The following is a 19,389-nucleotide window of genomic DNA, read 5'->3' as shown; positions in this document are numbered from 1 at the left end:
CGTTTTTCTTTTATCGGACACGCACGCAAATCTTTCGATTTGCGTGCTCTTGCCACTATAGTTCATTTATGTTAGTATAACGTATCTAAAAATATGTTTAAAAATAAACCTATGATTTGGAGGATTATTATGCCGAAAATTCATTGGGCTTTTTTATCTGCGTTTTTATTTGCCTTTTCCGTATTATCCGTATCATCCTGCAAACTTGACGCATCGTTAGACGACAGCCCAACCGATAACCATATTCCCGTTACGGGGATTTCTCTTGTACCAGAGGAAACTCTTATTTCGTTGCCAAAAAGTACCGAGCGTCAACTGGAAGCACACGTTGTACCTAAAAATGCATCGAATAAAAAGCTTACCTTTTCATTGGATAATCAAGAAGTAGCTTCCATAACCGATGAGGGAAAAATTACGGTAAAAAAGGTCGGCAATGCGGTTATTACCATAAGAGCAGCGGACGGTATTTCAAAAACGGTAAACCTAACTGTTACGGCGACTCAGGTGCCGGTTACAAGCATTGTGTTTGAGGAATCTGCACCGGAATCTTTGGTTATTGGTGAAACCTATAAACTCAAAACGAAAGTACATCCTAATGACGCAACGAATAAAGAGCTTACCTACACCGCAGACAACAATAACGCACATGTTGCTGACGACGGTACAGTAACCGCTCAATCGGAAGGAACTGTTACCATAACCGTAAGGTCGCAAAGCGATCCCGAAATCATAGCGACTGTTACTATCGCCATAAAACAAAGACCCTCAATTGAACTGATAACAGAAGAAATGACGAGTGAAAGCAGCGAATCAGATCTGAATCTTGAAATAAAAACACTCAACGGCAAGCTTTCGTATACGCCTACAATTATTGGAGAAGAGAGTGGTTGGCTGAGCGTTGTTAGTACAGACACCACTACAAGTACAGAAAAAGATACCATACATCTAAAAGCTACTCAAAATAAAACTGTATGGAAGCGAACTGCCTATATTAACTTCAAGGATGAATTCAATAAAGAGATCAAAAATGCCGATGGGAAAAAACTCGAAGTAAAAGTAGTTCAGGAAGAGAACAAAAGCCCGACTGTAAGAATACAATGGGTTGATGGCATCGATGCTCCATCTCCGGATGAAAAGACAGCAATTCCGGTTCCTCATGTCGGTCAAGCTAAAAAATTTTATTGGGATGACGATAAAATTTTCTTCTGGTATGAAGGTGATAATACGAAATGGTTCAACAATAGAAAAATATTTTATCTAAACATACCTGCTACTGACGGCGGCGATAGTAACCAATGCTGGGCTAAAACCGCTTCGAATATGCTGCATTGGTGGTTTTTACAGAATAAAGAAAACATAGACAATTACATAACAAAGAAAAATATAACAGGTGCTGAAAAAGATAAGTATCAACATTTTTATAAACGAAATTCTCCCGATAGTCAAGAACCGGAGAAAAGTTATATAGCAAAAACTTTTAGGACAAAGGCAACCAACGGACAGCAGGGGGGATATGTTATGAGCGGACTTGCATGGTATCTCTACGGTAATACAAGTGCATCACACCCCAGCACCCCCACATATGAAGGACCTGCTTTATTCAAAGATGTGTTTAACATAGATAAAACTCCTATTGAAGATAAAATTATTAAGAGCAAAGTTGAGTTTGAAACGGCAATAACCGAAGCACTTAATTCCAAAAAAGCAATCGGTCTACATATGCGGGGTACAAATGGAGGAAAAGATTATGCTCATGGAATAACGCTTTGGGGAGCAGTCTTTGATGAAGAAGAAAATATTATTGCAATCTATGTTGTTGACAATAATCATACGGAAAACAGGATATTCCCTTACGGAATCTACTATAGAGATGGTCGCCCTTACATTTTTAACTATCCAAACAATGATTTCGCTACTAATAGGTATGTTGGTGAAGTAATTACCCTAGACAAAGGCGAAGAGCTGTGGCAGGATTGGTTTGACGCACACCCCTAAGCAGCTTTTACAAATAACAAGGCGGCTGTAAAAAGTTCCGGCGGGGCCTTTTCAGCTGCGTTGTAACATAAATACATTAAACGAATACCGCGCAGGGGGTAAAAAAGCGCACTCATAAGGAGTGCGCTTTTTTTTTCAGACGTTTTTCTTTTTTAAGGTAAAACTTTTTTTCTTAGTCTTTAGCGCTAAGGATTTCAGTAACGGTGGGGCTGCTTACCCTTTCAAATTTTCTCGTGCTGTTGCCGCTGCCGGACGGTTCTACCATTGTCAAGCTGTTGCCTTTCAAGGTGATGTCCGCATGGATCGTGTCGGAGCCTCTAACAAATATCAATTTTGTGTCCTCTACGTAGTACGAAATATCCCAGTCTCCCATTTTGTAAAATCCGTCTTTAGAAGGGTCTGTAATTTTCTCTGCATTGTAAATCTTGTTTTGATATAGACACATATACGGCTGTATCCAAGCAGGGTCCGGCGGTGTACCGGGTCCCGGATGAGGATGCGTAAGCACATGGCCAGATCCTTCTTGAATTGAAACTTCTCTCCATACGCCTTTTATCAAATCTGAAAGATCTTTGTCTGAAGAAGAACACGAGGTAAGCGCCAAACTTAAAGCGATCAATGCGGTTCCCGCTAAAAATAAAAATAGAGGCTTTTTGTTTAAATTTTTCATTGTCTACTCCCATCCTACAAAATTAACTGTCCAAAAACTTCCGCTCTTGGACGGTTTCCCTGATTTCCGTGCACTTTTTATGCCTCATATTAGCAAATATGCGTTTATTGGGGCAAGCGGGCGCTCGTTACAGTGCGGCCGTTTTTTATCGTTGCAGCGTTAGCCGTTTAGCCGCCGTCATAGGCTGGCCGGCTGTACCATAGGGAACTGTTTAAAAAAGTTTTCGGCATTCCATATAAAACCGTTTTTCGTCGGCTTCTCCCATTGAAAAACTCTTTCGCGGCAGCGCGCCGCGGTCTCTTATCGTTTTGAAAAAACTTTCTTTATCGACCGGCGGCAAAAGAAGAGCGACGACGCCGTCTTTTGCTCCCAATGAAAAAACTTCGTCGCTTCCGTGAATGTAATCGATCGTTATTTCTATGCCTTTTTTTGTCTCGTCGCCGATAAAAAGATCAAGCTCGGGCTGCAACCCCGCTACGAGCAGGTCTTTAAAAGAAGTTTTGATGTCAAGATATTTTACCTCGCCTTCTTTCGTATAAACCATCCCGAAGTGTTCGCCTTTGGAATTGTCTTTTACCCGTTCTTTCAGCTCTTTTGCCGATCCGCATTCCATGACGGTTCCGGAAAGTTTGTTTTGTAAAAACAAAATAAGTTTTTGCGGATCCGCATTGAACAAAACCCTGTGAATAGGTTCGAATGTTAGACCTTTGTCGTATATGTTTACGATTTCAACAAGGGCATAACGTATGCGGCTGTTTATGACTTCATCTTCGGGAACTCCTTTTTCGTAAAGTTCTTTTTTATACTCTTCCCAGACCGCCTTTGCCGTTGCCAAAGAGTGGTTTCCGTCGCCAACGGCAAACAAAAACACCGAACCTTGCGGATCCGTGTTCTTTTGAGCGATGATTTTTAGAGCCTTTTCGATGTTTTGTATGTCTTCCGCTTTATCTATTCCCCATCCCGTTATGCTTCCTCCGTTTTGCATGAGATTTCCGCTGTATTCGGGCTTTTTGCCTGAGAGTTTTACGCGCCTTCCCGCTTCTTCAATGAAAATGTGTTCAAAATCGTTCACCAAGAGCATTATGTGCGGAATTTCAAGAGGAGCCCCTTTTCGTATTTCCATTCTCGGAGGAATACGCGACGCAATGGTCGCTTCCGTGGCTCTTATAGGCGCCTTGCTGCCGGGTTTCCAGTCATAGGTTTCAAGGTCGATTGCGGCGACAAGACCTGAGCGCGTGCGACCGAAAGCGGTTGTCCTTTCCGTGTATATGAATTGTTTTTTCGGCGCTGCAAAAACACCGTTGTCCAAATAATCTTTCATAGTCCGCCTTATATCTTGGATGCGGGCGTTTTTGTCCGGTTCGTCAAGATAAACTTCAGGCAGAATCATGTTTAGAGTCGAAGCTTTGCCGCATGCGAGTTCCTTTGCTTTTTTCCAATAGTCCTTGTTTTGTGTGTATTGGTCGCAGGCGATCACAGCCCATGTTTCTGTGTCTACGTTTTTCGGTAATAGAATTTCGGGAACAAAAATTCCCGCTTTATTTAATATTTCCATGTTAAAAATATATCAGTAAGAAATTTTTTGTGCTATAGTAAATTTATGCCGGAAGCCAAATTTTATCAGATTCAAAACGCTTCGCAAATACAGACCCAAAAAATGAGCCGGCAGCAAATTTATTCTCTTAATCTGCTTGCAATGAACAGTCAGGATCTCCGGAGCGAAATATATGCGGCCGCTGAAAAGAATCCCGCGCTTGAGATTGTAAAAGATCCCGTCCTTGCCGAAGAGAATGTAAAAAAAGTTTCTTCCGGGCATTCCGATTACCTAAGGCTGGGAAGAGCCTCCGCCTTAGGACAGAGCAAGGCCGACAGTTTTCAGGAAGCGCTTGAAAGCCGCCCCGACGAAAGAGAGACCTTGCAGGAACATCTTATTTCACAGCTGAATGTTTCTAAAATTTCAAAGGATAAATATGAACTTTCGCGAAAGCTCATTGAAAATCTTGATAATTCCGGCTTTCACATATTGGCGCCTATTTCGCTTTTGGATCCTGAAAATCCTTTGCACACTGAGAAATTTCTTGATTCGTGTATGGATCTTGTGCGCCGCATGGATCCGATAGGAACTTGCTGTACAGGCATTCCCGAAAGTCTTTTTGTTCAGGCCTCTCTTAAAAAAAACGCCTCTCCGGCGGTATTGTTTTTATTGGACGGACATTTTGATTTTTTAGATCCTCCGCGGCCTTCTTCGATTTTAAAGAAAATAAAAGAATTTGTTGAAAAAAGAAAAAAAATGGCTTTTTCTTCTTCCGATTATGAAAAAAAAGATTATCACCCTGAAAATTTCGATATTAAAGATGTTGAAGACGCTCTAGCCTTTATAAAGACTCTGGATCCGTTTCCTGCGAGGCAGTTCGGACTGTCGGCGGGCGCCTACGTCGTCCCGGACGTTTATGTTTACAAGGTTCCCGTTGACATACTAACAGAAGCTGGAAAGCGCGGTGATATTGACGGCGGCTCAGACAGCACAGGCAGCGGCGCAAATAATGCCTGCGGCAATTCCGGCAGCGGCACTGAGGGCGGCGTTCAAGAAAAAATCGGCGAAACCGCTGCCGGCGGCATTAAAAGCGGCGAGATCGGCAGTGCAGCCTACATTGAAAGCGGCGCGGCCTGCAATTTCGGCTTTCGCGTAGAGCTTGCCGAAAATTTTATTCCTTCCGTAGCCGTTTCTCCCGGATATATGAAAATCGAACCGAATATCGCCTCAAAAGACGATAAAAAATTTATCGCCGCTTCCGTGCGGGAAGCAAAATCGTTTATTGAAAATCTTGAATTCAGAAAGCAAACCATCATAAAAGCTTGCAACGCCATAGTAAGAGCCCAGTTTGATTTTTTTGCAAAAGGGCCGCATTTTCTTGCTCCGCTGCGCCAAAAAGACATCGCCGCCGATATAGGCGTTCATGAGGCGACCGTTTCGCGTATGGCAAACAGCAAATTCATTCAGTGCGAATGGGGACTTTTCCCCGTAAAATATTTTTTTACGAACGCGCTGTCAACGGTGCCTGTTGCAGCGTCCTCCGTCGCCCCTTTAGCTGTGTCCGATGCCGCGCCTTATGCCTCTGCGCCGTCTGCAAAGCCCGCAGAAAAGACTTTCGGCGCCGTTTTTTCCTCTTCCTCAAAGGCGGATTTAGATTCCGCTCCCGCTCAAAAACAGGCTGCCGTTTCAAGCGAAAAAGTTAAATACGAAATTTCAAAGATCATCGCTTCGCAGCCTCCCGGAGCCAAGCCTCTTTCGGATCAAAAGCTTGCCGTACTGCTTGAACGAAGCGGCATAAAAATTGCCCGGCGCACGGTTGCAAAATATAGAAACCAGTTGAATATCGAATCTTCTTATTTACGTTAAATTTTGTGTTTTCGGTAAATTTTGAGTATAATTAAGACAGCGGCGTAAGCTGCAAAGAATTGCGGCCTAAACGGTCATGACATTTTCGAACAGGGGGAAGGTATTATGAAAAAAGACATTTCAGCAGTCGGTTTCGAGTTGGAAAAAAAACAGCAGGAAATGATAGACAAAAAGATAAAGCGAATCGATTACGCCGACGACCTGATTGTTGATTTGATGCTCAGAATAAAACGCGATAAGTCTTATAGTTTTGATTGTACCGTCCACTTTAGGTGGGGCGCTCAAGCTCACGTAACCAGCGATGACTACGATTTTGCCGCAGGATTAAATAAAATGATGGATATTCTGGACAATAAGGTCAAAAAAGAAAAAGACAAGGTTCAAGAGAAAAAATAGATCGTTTTCAGTTTTGGGAAAATTTGAAATTTCCCCAAAACTTTTAGCGGCTCGGATGAAAATGCCGCTTTTCGGATTGCCATGAGGTGCATTTTCTTATGCGGTTGTAAAAAATATCGTAAGACTGTATAGTATACATATGGCCGAAAAAAAATTCACAGTCTTGGATCTTTTGGAACTTGAGCTTAAAGGACACGACGCGTTGGATCTCAAATGTATTTCTGGCCGTAGAGGTCTCACTCGCGTTATCACGGTGCCGGACGTTAACCGTCCGGGGCTTGCTCTTTCCGGATTTTACGATTCGTTCGCTTATCAGCGGGTTCAGCTTTTCGGGCGCGGCGAAGTTGCGTATCTTCAAAAAATGCACGACGAAGGCAATTTCGACACTCTAGTAAAGATGTTCGGCTACAATATGCCGTGCTGCGTGTTCACTCACAATCTTAATCCTACGGAAGAAATTTTTAAGATATCAGAAGAAACCAACTGCGCTATTCTTCAGACGGATTTGGAATCCACGGATTTTTCTTCGCGCCTTTTACGCATATTTGCAAATATATTCGCTCCTAAAAAAACAATGTACGGCGTTCTGGTCGACGTCTACGGTATAGGAATTTTCCTTTCCGGACATTCGGGGGTAGGCAAAAGCGAAACCGCATTGGAGCTGGTAGAACGCGGCCACCGCCTTGTTGCCGACGACATTGTTGAAATGCGCTGCGTAAACGGTAATATGATACTCGGACAGGGAGCGAACAATCAGATAAGCCACCACATGGAAGTAAGAGGACTCGGGATTATTAACGTCGCTCAAATGTTCGGCGTCGGCGCCATACGCAATCAAAAAGAAGTTCAGCTTGTAGTTCACCTTGAAGAATGGGATTCAAAAAAAGTTTACGACAGAATAGGAAGCGATCAAAAGACCGTCGATTTTTTCGGCGTAAAGGTTCCGTGTTTGGAAATTCCTGTTAAGCCGGGCCGAAATCTGCCGATTATTTTGGAAGCGGCGGCGATGAATGAAAGACTTAAAAAGATGGGGTATTTTTCTGCCCGCGATTTCAATCAAAACGTACTTAAATGGATCGAAAGCGGAGAGGCTCAGTCCGTTTATTACAGCGGTGAAGACGCATATTAAAGGGGTTTTATGATCGAAAAATTGTTGACGGTAAAAAATCGTGCCGGAATTCATGCGCGTCCGGCTGCGATCATTGCGCAGACGGCCAATAAGTTCGAATCGGAGATCACACTCATTCGCGATGATATTACGGTCAATGCAAAGTCGATCATGGGCGTGATAACTATGGCGGCCGGATACAACACTGCCATAACTCTGCAGGTTGAGGGCAGCGATGAAAAAGAAGCCGCCCGTGCAATAGAAAATTTGTTTGAAACGAAATTTGAAGAAGAGTGATATGAAAGAAATTACGGATAGACAAAAAGAAGTGTTGGCGTTTATTTCGGAATTTACGGAAGAAAATTCTTTTCCGCCTACGGTGCGTGAAATAGGCGAGCATTTTGAAATTTCATTGCGGGCGGTGCAGGATCACATAGCGGCTCTGCAGAAAAAAGGCTTTTTATCGCAAAGTCAAAAGCGGTCACGTTCGATAAAAGTTCTTAAAAACGACGTAAAAGGAATTTCTTCGTCCTACGTAAGCAAAGTTCCGCTTTTGGGAACCGTCGCCGCAGGCAAGCCTCTTTTGTGCGAAGAAAATTTGGACGGTTATGTAACGCTTACCGAACCATTCGTCAGACCGGACAAAACGTATTTTGCCCTGCGGGTTAGAGGGGCCAGCATGATAAACGCAGGCATTCTTGAAGGCGATCTTGCGGTTGTCGAGCAGGCGGCTACGGCGCTTGACGGACAGATCGTGGTTGCCGTCCTTGACGATGCGATTACGCTTAAGCGCTATTACAAGGAATCTTCCCGCGTAAGGCTCCAGCCGGAAAATCCCGCTTTTCAGGCGATATACAGCCAGAATGTAAGAATCGTCGGTGTCCTTTCAAATATAGTGCGCACTTATTGGTAATATGACGCCTTCCGTATATCTTTACACGGGCCCGGAATTCGGTGAAAGAAATGCGGCCGTAGATTCCGTAAAATCCGCGCTCAAAAAAAAATACGGCGCGCAGAGTTCTGCAGCTTTGCCGGAAAAAAACTCATCTCCGATCGACGAATATCTGTATTACGCTTCCGAAACCGATTTTTCCGAAGTTCTCACTACGCTTCAAAGCTCGTCGCTTTTTGTTCCCGCTTCCTGCGTAGTCTTGCGCGAAGCGGAGCTGCTGAAAAACAAGCGGGACATAGACCTTTTGTCGTCTTGGGCCGCCTCGTCGTCAGGAGAAAATTCAGTCCTCATACTTGTGTCCGATGAAATTTCCATAGACGCCAAGATTGAAAAACTTATTCCTAAAACAAACAGAAAAATATTTTGGGAAATGTTTGAAGATCAAAAGAGGGAATGGCTTGAAAAGTTTTTTCTTAAATCGGGTTATAAACTTGAGTCCGAAGCCGCTGAAACAATCCTTGATCTGGTAGAGAATAACACCGAAGCGCTGAAAAACGAATGTTCGCGTTTTTTTCTTTGTCTTCCTCAGGGAAAAGAAGTTACCGTTTCAGACGTTGAAAATATCCTCGCTCATAACCGTGAAGAATCGGCTTTTACGCTTTTTGACGCCATGGCCGATTTTAAGCTGCGGCCTGAAAACCGATTTGAAAACGCTCTTTTGATTTTGCAAAAAATACGCCTTTCAAAAGGTTTTTCAAGCGTAATGCTTATCGCAGGGCTCGTTTCCTGTTTCCGCCGTCTTTCGCTTTGGCATTCTCTGCATTCAAACGGCGCCTTTCCCGACGACTTTACATTAAAAACTAAGGGCTTTACAAGCAAAAAAGCCCGTACGCAATACGCATGTGCTTCTAAAGTTTGGACTTCGGGGCAGACTACGGCAATCATCGCTTTATTGGCCGCTTCGGACGTGTCTATTCGTGCGTCCGGCGCTCAATTTGAAGAAACCGAACTCCAGATGATGCTGTACGCGATCATAATGAAAGGCGGCTCCTTCTGTTCCGTTTATGAATTTTAAAAAAATTATCGGCGGTTTTTCTATAGAGTCAAAGAATTTAAAAGCTCTTTCAGCGAAAGAAGTTCTTCCTTTGTTAAAGTTATGCCTTTACCCATCTTTTGATGATCCGGAGACCAGCTTCTTATATCATACTTGGGCGGGCGGTCTCCCCATGAAACAAAATTCAATTCCATTTTCCAGCCGCCTTTTCCTTCCGAAATTTCTCCCAAACTCTCCGCGATCTTAAATGAAAAATCGTCAGCCATAAAATCCTCCATTATACTCATTTTAATATATATTTTAAATTTAGTACCTGTTTTTGTATAAAAACAGGTGTTAAAGATTGCCGTTTTTTTGATTGTATAGTATTCTTAGAGCATATTACAGGTTTTATGCGATGGTTTTACCTGTGGTTTATTGATTTGGAGGTAAACGGTGAAAAAATATTTTATTTTGTTTGTTACTGTTTTGGCGTTGATCTTTGCATCCTGTAAGTCGGCTCCCAAAGAAAAAGTGGAAGATGATACCGTGGAAACGGTCCCGCAGGTCCAGGAACAACCTCAGGTTTCGGAAAACAAAGAGACTGTGCCGGCAAAGGATCTTACTGCTGAAAACAAACGTAAGCTTGAAAAGCTTTTAAAAGCCAGGCAAGCGGCTATTGACGCCGGCGCGCCTAAAATTTTGGCTAAGGATTTTGACGAGACGGAAGCTGCTTATAACGGCAGAAAAGATTATATTTCCAAGAATCTGTCGGATGCGTCCGTTTCTGCGGAGATCGACGAACTGACCGCCCGCTATGAAATTCTTGCGAATGTTTCCGAAGCTTATGCAAAAAAGACGCGCATAGACGAACTTGATCTTTCTCAGTATGACAAGTCCAACTATGCTGCGGGTGAGGCTGCATACAAAAAATTTCTTGAACAATACGACAGCGGCAAAGGTTATGACGACCTTCTTGCAACCGCAAAGGCCGGAAATGCAGCGTATTCGAAGGTTTTAACTGCCGGATTAAAGCAGATAGCCGCAAAAGCCAGAACTTCCGCTCTTGAAGCCAAGAAAAAGGCCGACAGCGTATATGCCGGCGTTGCCGAAAAAGCGGCATACAAATCCTGTGCCGATAAGATAGCTAAAGCGGATTCCAAACTTGTAACCGGCGATCCGGAAGCGGCGTACAACGGTTATACCGACGCCAGAAATTCTTTTACGGCGCTGTATGAGTCCGTTTCAAAAAAACGTGCGGCAGCTCAGGCTCAAATTGACAAGGCAAGACAGGCGATTGAAAACGCCAGACAGTATGCGGCTGAAGCCGATGCATCCGCTCCGCTTGAAGGCAAAGTAGAAGGAATTGAAGACGAAGGGACTACTCTGCTTGAGGCGGATACCTATGAAAATCCTGACGAAGCGGCGCTTAATTTGGACGTGACGGAAACAGGTAAGGCTGCCGCTGCGATCGAATCGGCTGCGACCCAGGGAGGTGCTCAATGAAAAAGATAGTTTTAATTTTTGCGATAGCCCTTGCAGGTGCGGCCGTGTTTGCCGTAAGTTACACAAACAATACTTATCAAAAGCTTGCCGACGAATACAACCGCAAAGCCCGCGCAGCTCTTAACGCCGGCGAGTACGATCTTTCCGTTCAATACGCTCAGAAAGCGGAAGAAAACGCGGCTCTTTCCAGAGCATACATAGACATGATGCTCGCCCGCTCCGACGCCGACAAGCAGATGTCTCTTGCTCAAAAAAGGATCGACTGGGCAAAAAAAGCTTACGTAGATCGAAACTTCCCTATGGCCTATTCTTCGGCGGAAACCGCAATGGAAAATGCCAGGCGTTCTTATGCGGCGGAAGATTATAAATTCGCTGCAGGATATGCAAAGCAGGTTCTTGACGTTCTTGCGGATGTTTATGAAATTACGCCTCTTCCCCAGTTTTACGTAGTCCGCCCGTGGGAGCAGACAAGGGATTGCTATTGGAACATTTCAGGCCGCCCCTATGTTTACAACGACCCCAGACTGTGGGAAAACTTATATCAGAAAAATAAAAAGGCAATGCCTAAACCGGACAATCCTAATCTGATTTTGCCGGGAATGAAGATGGAAATTCCGAGCCTTACCGGTGAATTCCGCGAGGGCGTTTACAGTCCTTCAAAAAGCTACGATGCTTACGGAGTAAAACGCTAGCCGTTACGGTTTTAAAAAGCCTGCCTTTTAGGCGGGCTTTTTTTTATATCGAATTTTCGTAGCGCATAAAGAATGCCATAGCCGTCGACATTAGAGCGTGTTGGTATTCCTTTGTTCCGAGATTTTTCAGCACTTCTTTTTTTGAAACTTTCATGAGATTTATGTATTCGTCGCTGTCCAAGGACTGTTCGCCTGAATTTTCAAGGTCATAGGCGGCAAATATGTGTACGTGGTTTGACATTAAGGCGGGATTGGGATTTACCGATCCTAAAAACACCATCTTGTTTGCGGTATATCCGGTTTCTTCCTTTAATTCTCTTTCGGCGGCCTGTTCGGGAGTTTCATTTTTTTCGCTCACACCGCCGGGAAATTCCACGCTCATGTTTTTTTCTCCGTGTCTCCATTGCCTGACCATTAGCAATTTGTCGCCGAGTACCGGCACTGTGATCACCCAGTCAGGCGCGTTCATTACTATATAATGGCACATTTCCCCGTCGGGCGACATGCTGTCGGTTTGAGTTATATCCATGACGGGAGTTTTTAAAAGCAGTTTTTGAGATCTTTCGTGCCATGCAAGTTTGTCGTCGTCTTTCGTATCCATAAAATTCCACCTTTGACATTGCTTTGGATTAAGTTTATTATATAACAAATCAGCATAATAAAACATCAAACGCTGCCGGGAGGATTTTATGGCTGTTATTGCGATATCGCGTCAAATCGCCGCGCTTGGCGATGAAATTGCCGAAGCTACTGCAAAAAAGCTTAAGTATGCGTTTATCGATCGCAAAGAGATTGAACGCAGAATAATTTCCCTCGGCTTTCCTGCAGAAACTCTGAAAAAATACGATGAAAAGAAGCCGGGTTTTTTTGCATCCCTTGCAAAAGAGCGTGATGAGTATTTGGATTATCTGCAGATTGCGATTTTGGAAGCCGCCGCCGAAGGCAACTGCATTTTAATAGGGCGGGGCGCTTTTATCATCCTTGAGCAGCTTTCCAACTTGCTCGCTTTGAGAGTTGTGGCAAAGGATTCCGTCCGTTTGTCGCGTCTGCAAAAAGAATTCGGAATAGATGAAAAACAGGCCCGCCAGCGGATAAATGAAAGCGACGCAAACAGGCTGGGTTTTCATAAAAGTTTTTTTAATCTTGAAAACGAAGATCCTTCTCATTTTCATCTTATATTGAATACGGGACTTCTCGATATCGATACGGCTTCCGGCATAATTGCGGATCTGGTAAGAACGTCCGTGACTCCTGAAAAAGAAGAAGCAGGTAAAAAAAGGATAGAAGAACTCATCTGCGCTCAAAGGCTTGTCAATTCCCTTGTATTCGAATACAAAATGAATATCAGCTTTTTGCACGCTGCGATTGAAGGCAAGGCCATAGTTTTGCAGGGAGTCGCGGATTCCAGCGCAATTGTGGAAAAAGCTCTGGCCGTTTCTCATAAAATTTTGCCGGATTATTCCATAACTTCGGCGATCAGCATTGTTCAGGATTTTAAGGCGCATCCGTAATTTTTACGGATTTTATCGCATTTTTTTTGTGGGCAAATACCGGCAAAATACCGCTTGCTTTATCTTTGCCGGTCTGATATTTTTTTACCATGAACTTATCCGATAGATTTACATTGTGCCGAGTTATCGGCGCTCCGGTTTTCTTTTTGCTGTATTTCATTCCCGTCTGGACGGGGTGTTTTTCTTACGCGTCCGTCTTTTTCATGATTCCCCTGATTGCCTTTTTGGAGTTTACGGATTTTCTTGACGGTTTTTTTGCCAGAAAAAACAATCAGGTCAGCGATTTCGGAAAACTTTTTGATCCCTTTGCCGACGTTATTCTTCATTTAACCACATTCTCATGTTTTATGCTCAGAGGAATTTCCGGCTCCGCATATCTTCCTTCAATTGTATTTGTTTTTATAATGTATCGCGAATTTTCCATGAATTTTATCCGTATGATTGCGGCAAAAAAAGGAATTGCGATTGCGGCAAGAAAGGGCGGCAAGCTTAAAACCGTTTTATATGTGGTTTCAGGTTTTTTCGCTCTTGCAGTAGAATGCTGTGCCCGGCTGGGATTAGACATTGAAAATTCCCTTATGCTTTTGAAAGGCATAAGCGGGGGACTGTTTGTGCTGTGCCTCGTCGCAAGCTATGTTTCGTTTGCGGATTATCTTATACATTTCCGTAAAGTGTTAAAATAATCGCTGTTTTCCTCATCTGTAGAAACCCCGCCGTCTCATTAGACCGTTAAGACGGCGAGTTTGGAATAAATCCGAAATATCGCTTATCAGCTGGGCGTAGGGGCGCACAGCTGCGGGATTTTCTAAAGCGGATATTTTGGGGTTTGGGGGCCGGATTTTCCGGTGCGGTATTTACGAAAGCCGCGTGCTTTTGCGCACTGATTCAACGGCTTTCAAGACAGCTGTTTTCCCGATAGCGGGGGTAAAAAAAGTTGAAAAAAAAGAGTAAAAAAGGTGAGAATAGACTTGACATAAAAAGAGAGAAAGGTATATATTAACAATCACCCGCTATAATAAAGGCGGGAGCTGCCTTGAAGGCAGAGTTCTTTGAAAGACAAGAGGGAAGGGAAGAAAAGACGGAAGGCAATGTAAAGCATTGTCGGCCAGGAAAGGTGAAGAGAGCCAAAGAAGCCTGAAGCGGAAGCTTTGGGCTTGAAGAATAATAAGGAAGGGCGAATCCCTTGAAAGAGAGGGAGGGGACCGGACAGAAATGGTTAGGAAATCACAAGCCGAAAGGCTTATGAAATAATCATGGAGAGTTTGATCCTGGCTCAGAACGAACGCTGGCGGCGCGTCTTAAGCATGCAAGTCGAACGGCAAGAGGAAAGCTTGCTTTTCTCCTAGAGTGGCGGACTGGTGAGTAACACGTGGGTGACGAACCCTCCTGACAGGGATAGCTGGTAGAAATATCAGATAATACCGGATACGAACGCTATAGTTAGAGTATAGTGAGGAAAGGTGCTTTGGCACCGCAGGGGGATCGGCTCGCGGCCTATCAGCTAGTTGGCAGGGTAAAGGCCTGCCAAGGCGACGACGGGTATCCGGCCTGAGAGGGTGGACGGACACATTGGGACTGAGATACGGCCCAGACTCCTACGGGAGGCAGCAGCTAAGAATATTCCGCAATGGGCGAAAGCCTGACGGAGCGACGCCGCGTGGACGATGAAGGCCGAAAGGTTGTAAAGTCCTTTTGAACCTGAAGAATAAGTTTAAGAGGGAATGCTTAAGCGGTGACAGAAAGGTTTGAATAAGCAACGGCTAATTACGTGCCAGCAGCCGCGGTAACACGTAAGTTGCGAGCGTTGTTCGGAATTATTGGGCGTAAAGGGCATCTAGGCGGTCATTCAAGCTTGGTGTGAAATACCGGGGCTCAACTCCGGGGCTGCATTGAGAACTGGATGACTGGAGTCACTGAAGGGCAACCAGAATTCCAGGTGTAGGGGTGAAATCTGTAGATATCTGGAAGAATACCAATGGCGAAGGCAGGTTACCGGCAGATGACTGACGCTGAAGTGCGAAGGTGCGGGGAGCAAACAGGATTAGATACCCTGGTAGTCCGCACAGTCAACAATGTACACTCGGTGTCCGGCCAAGAGGCTGGGTGCCAAAGCAAACGCGATAAGTGTACCGCCTGGGGAGTATGCCCGCAAGGGTGAAACTCAAAGGAATTGACGGGGGCCCGCACAAGCGGTGGAGCATGTGGTTTAATTCGATGGTACGCGAGGAACCTTACCTGGGTTTGACATACACAGCGATCATATAGAGATATGTGAGCGTAGCAATACGGCTGTGAACAGGTGCTGCATGGCTGTCGTCAGCTCGTGCCGTGAGGTGTTGGGTTAAGTCCCGCAACGAGCGCAACCCCTACTGCCAGTTACCAGCATGTAAAGATGGGGACTCTGGCGGAACTGCCGGTGACAAACCGGAGGAAGGTGGGGATGACGTCAAGTCATCATGGCCCTTATGTCCAGGGCAACACACGTGCTACAATGGTCGCGACAGAGTGAAGCGAAGTCGAGAGGCGGAGCAAAACGCACAAAAGCGATCGTAGTCCGGATTGGAGTCTGAAACCCGACTCCATGAAGTTGGAATCGCTAGTAATCGCACATCAGCACGGTGCGGTGAATACGTTCCCGGGCCTTGTACACACCGCCCGTCACACCATCCGAGTAGAGGATACCCGAAGCCAGTGGTTCAACCGCAAGGAGGGCGCTGTCGAAGGTATGCTTTGTGAGGGGGGTGAAGTCGTAACAAGGTAGCCGTACTGGAAAGTGCGGCTGGATCACCTCCTTTCTAAGAGAAAGGTAAGTCCTGTAAGGTAGGACGAGTGTCGGTGTACGGCACAAGCTCCGTAGAGGAGCAAGGTTATTTTCATCTTTTTTCTTCCTTTCCCCTTTTGTTTTATTGGGACAGTAGCTCAGTTGGTTAGAGCACCGCTCTGATAAGGCGGGGGTCAATAGTTCAACTCTATTCTGTCCCAGCCTAAAGTGATCGGAACGATGTTCGGTCAGCTTTACACGATCTTTGAAATAGATAGAGAAGGGAAGAAAGGTTGCGAGGGTCTTGAGTGGTAAACACGAGAGGAACTTGCAACTAGGTGAAGAAACCCGATTGAGGCGAGCACGTTAGAAGAGGTAAGCTTGATAACTTTTAACAGTGCGAGAGTTGAAATACGGGAAGAATAATATGGTCAAGCGAAAAGAGGTCTATGGCGGATGCCTAAAGGAGCTGGAAGGCGAAGAAGGCCGTGATAAGCTGCGAAAAGCCGCGGGGAGAAGCACATATTCAATGATCCGCGGATAGCCGAATGGGGTAACCCGACAACTTAAAAGGTTGTCACTGCGACGTCTGAATAAAATAGGGCGGCAGAGCGAGACCGGGTGAAGTGAACCATCTAAGTAACCCGAGGAAAAGAAAACAAAAGAGATTCCGTAAGTAGCGGCGAGCGAAAGCGGAGGAGCCCAAACCACGCAAGTGGGGTTGAAGGGCCGCATGGGGATGACCCGAAAAGTTAGGAGAAAACATACTTATAGCAGAAAGGTTTTGGAAAAGCCTGTCAAAGAGCGTGAAAGCCGCGTAAGCGAAATGAGTATGACTTTTTGATGCGGTACCTGAGTACGGCGGGGCACGAGGAACCCTGTCGGAATCCGGGTCGACCACGATCCAAGGCTAAATACTAATCAGCTACCGATAGCGAAGAAGTACCGTGAGGGAAAGGCGAAAAGAACCCCGGTAAGGGGAGTGAAATAGAACCTGAAACCATAGACTAACAAGATGTCACAGCCGGCAACGGTAGTGGCGTGTCTTTTGTAGAATAAACCTGCGAGTTACGGTATGCAGCGAGGTTAAGGAATGGTAGTTCCGGAGCCGGAGCGAAAGCGAGTCTGAAAAGGGCGAAAAGTTGCATGTCGTAGACCCGAAGCCAAGGTGATCTAGTTATGGGCAGGTTGAAGCAAGGGTAAAACCTTGTGGAGGACCGAACAGTAATCTGTTAAAAAAGGTAGTGATGACCTGTGACTAGGAGTGAAAGGCTAAACAAACCTGGAAATAGCTGGCTCTCCCCGAAATGCCTTTAGGGACAGCCTCATACAAAACTGTCGGAGGTAAAGCACTGGATGGACTAGGGGGTGTCAAAACCTACCGAAACCAATCAAACTCTGAATACCGACAGTCATCGTATGGGAGTGAGACTGTGTGCTCTAAGGTTCATAGTCGAAAGGGAAACAGCCCAGACCGGCGACTAAGGTCCCAAAATCATGCTGAGTGTGAAATGAAGTGCGGATGCAAATACAGCCAGGAGGTTGGCTTAGAAGCAGCCATTCCTTAAAAGAGTGCGTAACAGCTCACTGGTCGAGCACCTGTGCGCAGACAATGTAACGGGGCTAAGCATGATACCGAAGTCACGGACTCATAACGAAAGTTATGATTGGTAGGGGAGCATTGCATTAACCTGAGAAGGCAAACCTGTGAGGGATGCTGGAGGAGATGGAAGAGAGAATGCAGGTATAAGTAACGAAAAGACGGGTGAGATCCCCGTCCGCCGAAAACCTAAGGTTTCCTGGGTAAAGGCAATCTGCCCAGGGTAAGTCGGCCCCTAAGGCAAGGACGAAAGTCGTAGTCGATGGGAAATTGGTTTATAATCCAATACCTTTTAAGTATTGAAGGCATGACGCATGAGGTGAAATCCGGCCGGAGAACGGTAGTTCCGGTCAAAGCGGTAAGTTAGTGAAGAGTGGGTTAAAAGACACTCTGAGATGAGCCGTGACAGCGAGCGGAGAGAAAGTCGAAGTGAAGCGGACGTAATCAAGGTGCCGGGAAATAATGTCTAAGTTAGGCTTAAAAGACCGTACCGGAAACCGACACAGGTAGGTAGGATGAGAAATCTAAGGCGCACGAGCGACCTCGCGTTAAGGAACTCGGCAAAATGCGCACGTAACTTCGGAAGAAGTGCGGCTCACTTTAGTCAAAAATTGTGAGCGACACAAAGCAGGCCCAGGCGACTGTTTATCAAAAACACAGCCATCTGCGAACCAGCAATGGGACGTATAGGTGGTGACACCTGCCCGGTACTGGAAGGTTAAGAGGAGCGGTTATCCGTAAGGAGAAGCTGTGAATCGAAGCCCCAGCAAACGGCGGCCGTAACTATAACGGTCCTAAGGTAGCGAAATTCCTTGTCGGGTAAGTTCCGACCCGCACGAATGGTGTAACGATTCTGGGCACTGTCTCAACGCGAGACTCGGTGAAATTTATATTCCGGTAAAGAAGCCGGATACCCGTAACTAGACGGAAAGACCCCGTGAACCTTCACCGTAACTTACTATTGGGATTCTATTCATCATGTGTAGAATAGTTGGGAGGCAGTGATGCGTGGCCGTTAGGTTGCGAAGAGCCGAAAAGTGAAATACCAACCTTGATGAATGGAATTTCTAACCTGTGCCGTGAAGCCGGTGCGGGGACAATGGTAGGCAGGCGGTTTGACTGGGGCGGTCGCCTCCTAAAGAGTAACGGAGGTGCGCGAAGGTCTCCTCGCGGTGGTTGGAAATCATCGTACGAGTGTAAAGGCACAAGGAGGCTTGACTGCGAGAAAGACATTTCGAGCAGGTACGAAAGTAGGTCTTAATGATCTGGTGGTTCCGTGTGGAAGGGCCATCACTTAACGGATAAAAGGTACTCCGGGGATAACAGGCTGATTTTCCCCAAGAGTTCACATCGACGGGAAAGTTTGGCACCTCGATGTCGGCTCATCGCATCCTGGGGCTGGAGCAGGTCCCAAGGGTTTGGCTGTTCGCCAATTAAAGCGGTACGTGAGCTGGGTTCAGAACGTCGCGAGACAGTTCGGTCCCTATCTGTTACGGGCGATGGATGTTTGAGAGGAGCTGCTTTTAGTACGAGAGGACCGAAGTGGACGAACCTCTGGTTTACCAGTTATCCTGCCAAGGGTAAGTGCTGGGTATCTAAGTTCGGAAGGGATAACCGCTGAAAGCATCTAAGCGGGAAGCCCACCCCAAGATAAGACATCCCTGAGGGTTTAACCCTCCTAAAGACTCCGGAGACACTATCCGGTTGATAGGCTGCAGGTGTAAGCGTCGTGAGGCGTTCAGCCAAGCAGTACTAATAAGTCGTGAGGCTTGACCATATTATTGTTCCCGTTATTTTTCTTCACTGATCTTCCCATAGCGGTTTG

15 protein-coding genes, 1 tRNA gene and 2 rRNA genes are annotated in these 19,389 nt (G+C 45.6%); 14 read left to right on the top strand and 4 right to left on the bottom strand.

Going from position 1 to position 19,389, the window contains the following annotated elements:
• Positions 1-129: 129 nt before the first annotated feature.
• On the top strand, positions 130-1,995 hold the full coding sequence (locus HRI96_RS09675; RefSeq protein WP_210117156.1) for an IdeS/Mac family cysteine endopeptidase: 1,866 nt from the start codon (positions 130-132) through the stop codon (positions 1,993-1,995).
• Between the two features lie 172 nt (positions 1,996-2,167).
• Here HRI96_RS09675 and HRI96_RS09670 read toward each other — a convergent pair whose 3' ends face one another.
• Complete coding sequence (locus HRI96_RS09670; protein ID WP_210117155.1) at positions 2,168-2,665, bottom strand: hypothetical protein; 498 nt, start codon at positions 2,663-2,665, stop codon at positions 2,168-2,170.
• Between the two features lie 211 nt (positions 2,666-2,876).
• Positions 2,877-4,220, bottom strand: a complete 1,344-nt coding sequence (locus HRI96_RS09665; protein WP_210117154.1) for a DUF1015 domain-containing protein — start codon at positions 4,218-4,220, stop codon at positions 2,877-2,879.
• Positions 4,221-4,265: 45 nt separating this feature from the next.
• Here HRI96_RS09665 and HRI96_RS09660 point away from each other — a divergent pair, with 45 nt between their 5' ends.
• From HRI96_RS09660 to holA, 6 genes are all read left to right on the top strand, one after another.
• Positions 4,266-6,065, top strand: coding sequence for an RNA polymerase factor sigma-54 (locus HRI96_RS09660; RefSeq protein WP_210117153.1), 1,800 nt, complete (start codon positions 4,266-4,268; stop codon positions 6,063-6,065).
• 105 nt (positions 6,066-6,170) lie between these two features.
• A complete protein-coding gene (locus HRI96_RS09655) occupies positions 6,171-6,461 on the top strand; it encodes an HPF/RaiA family ribosome-associated protein (RefSeq protein WP_210117152.1) in 291 nt (96 codons plus the stop codon).
• Positions 6,462-6,600: 139 nt separating this feature from the next.
• Positions 6,601-7,590, top strand: a complete 990-nt coding sequence (gene hprK / locus HRI96_RS09650) for an HPr(Ser) kinase/phosphatase (RefSeq protein ID WP_210117151.1) — start codon at positions 6,601-6,603, stop codon at positions 7,588-7,590.
• A gap of 9 nt (positions 7,591-7,599) precedes the next feature.
• Complete coding sequence (locus HRI96_RS09645) at positions 7,600-7,866, top strand: HPr family phosphocarrier protein (RefSeq protein WP_210117150.1); 267 nt, start codon at positions 7,600-7,602, stop codon at positions 7,864-7,866.
• Between the two features lies 1 nt (position 7,867).
• Positions 7,868-8,482 carry a transcriptional repressor LexA gene (lexA, locus tag HRI96_RS09640; protein WP_210117149.1) on the top strand — a complete coding sequence of 205 codons (615 nt, stop codon included), beginning with the start codon at positions 7,868-7,870 and terminating at the stop codon, positions 8,480-8,482.
• Between the two features lies 1 nt (position 8,483).
• On the top strand, positions 8,484-9,536 hold the full coding sequence (gene holA, locus HRI96_RS09635) for a DNA polymerase III subunit delta (protein WP_210117148.1): 1,053 nt from the start codon (positions 8,484-8,486) through the stop codon (positions 9,534-9,536).
• A gap of 20 nt (positions 9,537-9,556) precedes the next feature.
• Here holA and HRI96_RS09630 read toward each other — a convergent pair whose 3' ends face one another.
• Complete coding sequence (locus tag HRI96_RS09630) at positions 9,557-9,781, bottom strand: YdbC family protein (protein WP_256729214.1); 225 nt, start codon at positions 9,779-9,781, stop codon at positions 9,557-9,559.
• Positions 9,782-9,950: 169 nt separating this feature from the next.
• On the opposite strand from HRI96_RS09630, the gene HRI96_RS09625 reads away from it, so the two are divergent.
• Together HRI96_RS09625 and HRI96_RS09620 are read left to right on the top strand one after the other, a co-directional pair.
• Complete coding sequence (locus HRI96_RS09625; RefSeq protein WP_210117147.1) at positions 9,951-11,000, top strand: hypothetical protein; 1,050 nt, start codon at positions 9,951-9,953, stop codon at positions 10,998-11,000.
• Positions 10,997-11,692, top strand: a complete 696-nt coding sequence (locus HRI96_RS09620; protein ID WP_210117146.1) for a LysM peptidoglycan-binding domain-containing protein — start codon at positions 10,997-10,999, stop codon at positions 11,690-11,692. Before HRI96_RS09625 ends, HRI96_RS09620 begins: the two co-directional genes overlap by 4 nt.
• Positions 11,693-11,735: 43 nt before the next feature.
• Here the strand turns inward: HRI96_RS09620 and HRI96_RS09615 are convergent, their stop codons facing one another.
• Positions 11,736-12,293 (bottom strand): NUDIX hydrolase, encoded by a 558-nt coding sequence (locus HRI96_RS09615; protein WP_210117145.1) that lies wholly within the window; start codon positions 12,291-12,293, stop codon positions 11,736-11,738.
• Between the two features lie 88 nt (positions 12,294-12,381).
• Here HRI96_RS09615 and HRI96_RS09610 point away from each other — a divergent pair, with 88 nt between their 5' ends.
• The 5 genes from HRI96_RS09610 (at position 12,382) to HRI96_RS09590 (ending at position 19,341) form a co-directional block, all read left to right on the top strand.
• Complete coding sequence (locus tag HRI96_RS09610) at positions 12,382-13,203, top strand: cytidylate kinase-like family protein (RefSeq protein WP_210117144.1); 822 nt, start codon at positions 12,382-12,384, stop codon at positions 13,201-13,203.
• 89 nt (positions 13,204-13,292) lie between these two features.
• On the top strand, positions 13,293-13,886 hold the full coding sequence (locus tag HRI96_RS09605) for a CDP-alcohol phosphatidyltransferase family protein (protein ID WP_210117143.1): 594 nt from the start codon (positions 13,293-13,295) through the stop codon (positions 13,884-13,886).
• Positions 13,887-14,453: 567 nt separating this feature from the next.
• A 16S ribosomal RNA gene (locus HRI96_RS09600) occupies positions 14,454-15,998 on the top strand.
• 113 nt (positions 15,999-16,111) lie between these two features.
• Positions 16,112-16,185, top strand: a tRNA-Ile gene (locus HRI96_RS09595).
• Between the two features lie 208 nt (positions 16,186-16,393).
• Positions 16,394-19,341 (top strand): 23S ribosomal RNA (locus HRI96_RS09590).
• Together the 16S and 23S rRNA genes with 1 tRNA gene alongside form the textbook arrangement of a ribosomal RNA operon.
• The last annotated feature ends 48 nt before the right edge of the window (positions 19,342-19,389 follow it).

The sequence above is a fragment of the Treponema parvum genome (genome assembly GCF_017893945.1).
GTDB lineage: Bacteria > Spirochaetota > Spirochaetia > Treponematales > Treponemataceae > Treponema_D > Treponema_D parvum_A.
This window is presented reverse-complemented; position numbering and strand designations above follow the sequence as displayed.

Excerpts from the sequence above, each read along its gene's own strand:
- HRI96_RS09675 (WP_210117156.1), top strand. The coding sequence starts at position 130 with ATGCCGAAAATTCATTGGGCTTTTTTATCTGCGTTTTTATTTGCCTTT.
- HRI96_RS09670 (WP_210117155.1), bottom strand. The coding sequence starts at position 2,665 with ATGAAAAATTTAAACAAAAAGCCTCTATTTTTATTTTTAGCGGGAACC.
- HRI96_RS09665 (WP_210117154.1), bottom strand. The coding sequence starts at position 4,220 with ATGGAAATATTAAATAAAGCGGGAATTTTTGTTCCCGAAATTCTATTA.
- HRI96_RS09660 (WP_210117153.1), top strand. The coding sequence starts at position 4,266 with ATGCCGGAAGCCAAATTTTATCAGATTCAAAACGCTTCGCAAATACAG.
- HRI96_RS09655 (WP_210117152.1), top strand. The coding sequence starts at position 6,171 with ATGAAAAAAGACATTTCAGCAGTCGGTTTCGAGTTGGAAAAAAAACAG.
- hprK (WP_210117151.1), top strand. The coding sequence starts at position 6,601 with ATGGCCGAAAAAAAATTCACAGTCTTGGATCTTTTGGAACTTGAGCTT.
- HRI96_RS09645 (WP_210117150.1), top strand. The coding sequence starts at position 7,600 with ATGATCGAAAAATTGTTGACGGTAAAAAATCGTGCCGGAATTCATGCG.
- lexA (WP_210117149.1), top strand. The coding sequence starts at position 7,868 with ATGAAAGAAATTACGGATAGACAAAAAGAAGTGTTGGCGTTTATTTCG.
- holA (WP_210117148.1), top strand. The coding sequence starts at position 8,484 with ATGACGCCTTCCGTATATCTTTACACGGGCCCGGAATTCGGTGAAAGA.
- HRI96_RS09630 (WP_256729214.1), bottom strand. The coding sequence starts at position 9,781 with ATGGCTGACGATTTTTCATTTAAGATCGCGGAGAGTTTGGGAGAAATT.
- HRI96_RS09620 (WP_210117146.1), top strand. The coding sequence starts at position 10,997 with ATGAAAAAGATAGTTTTAATTTTTGCGATAGCCCTTGCAGGTGCGGCC.
- HRI96_RS09615 (WP_210117145.1), bottom strand. The coding sequence starts at position 12,293 with ATGGATACGAAAGACGACGACAAACTTGCATGGCACGAAAGATCTCAA.
- HRI96_RS09610 (WP_210117144.1), top strand. The coding sequence starts at position 12,382 with ATGGCTGTTATTGCGATATCGCGTCAAATCGCCGCGCTTGGCGATGAA.
- HRI96_RS09605 (WP_210117143.1), top strand. The coding sequence starts at position 13,293 with ATGAACTTATCCGATAGATTTACATTGTGCCGAGTTATCGGCGCTCCG.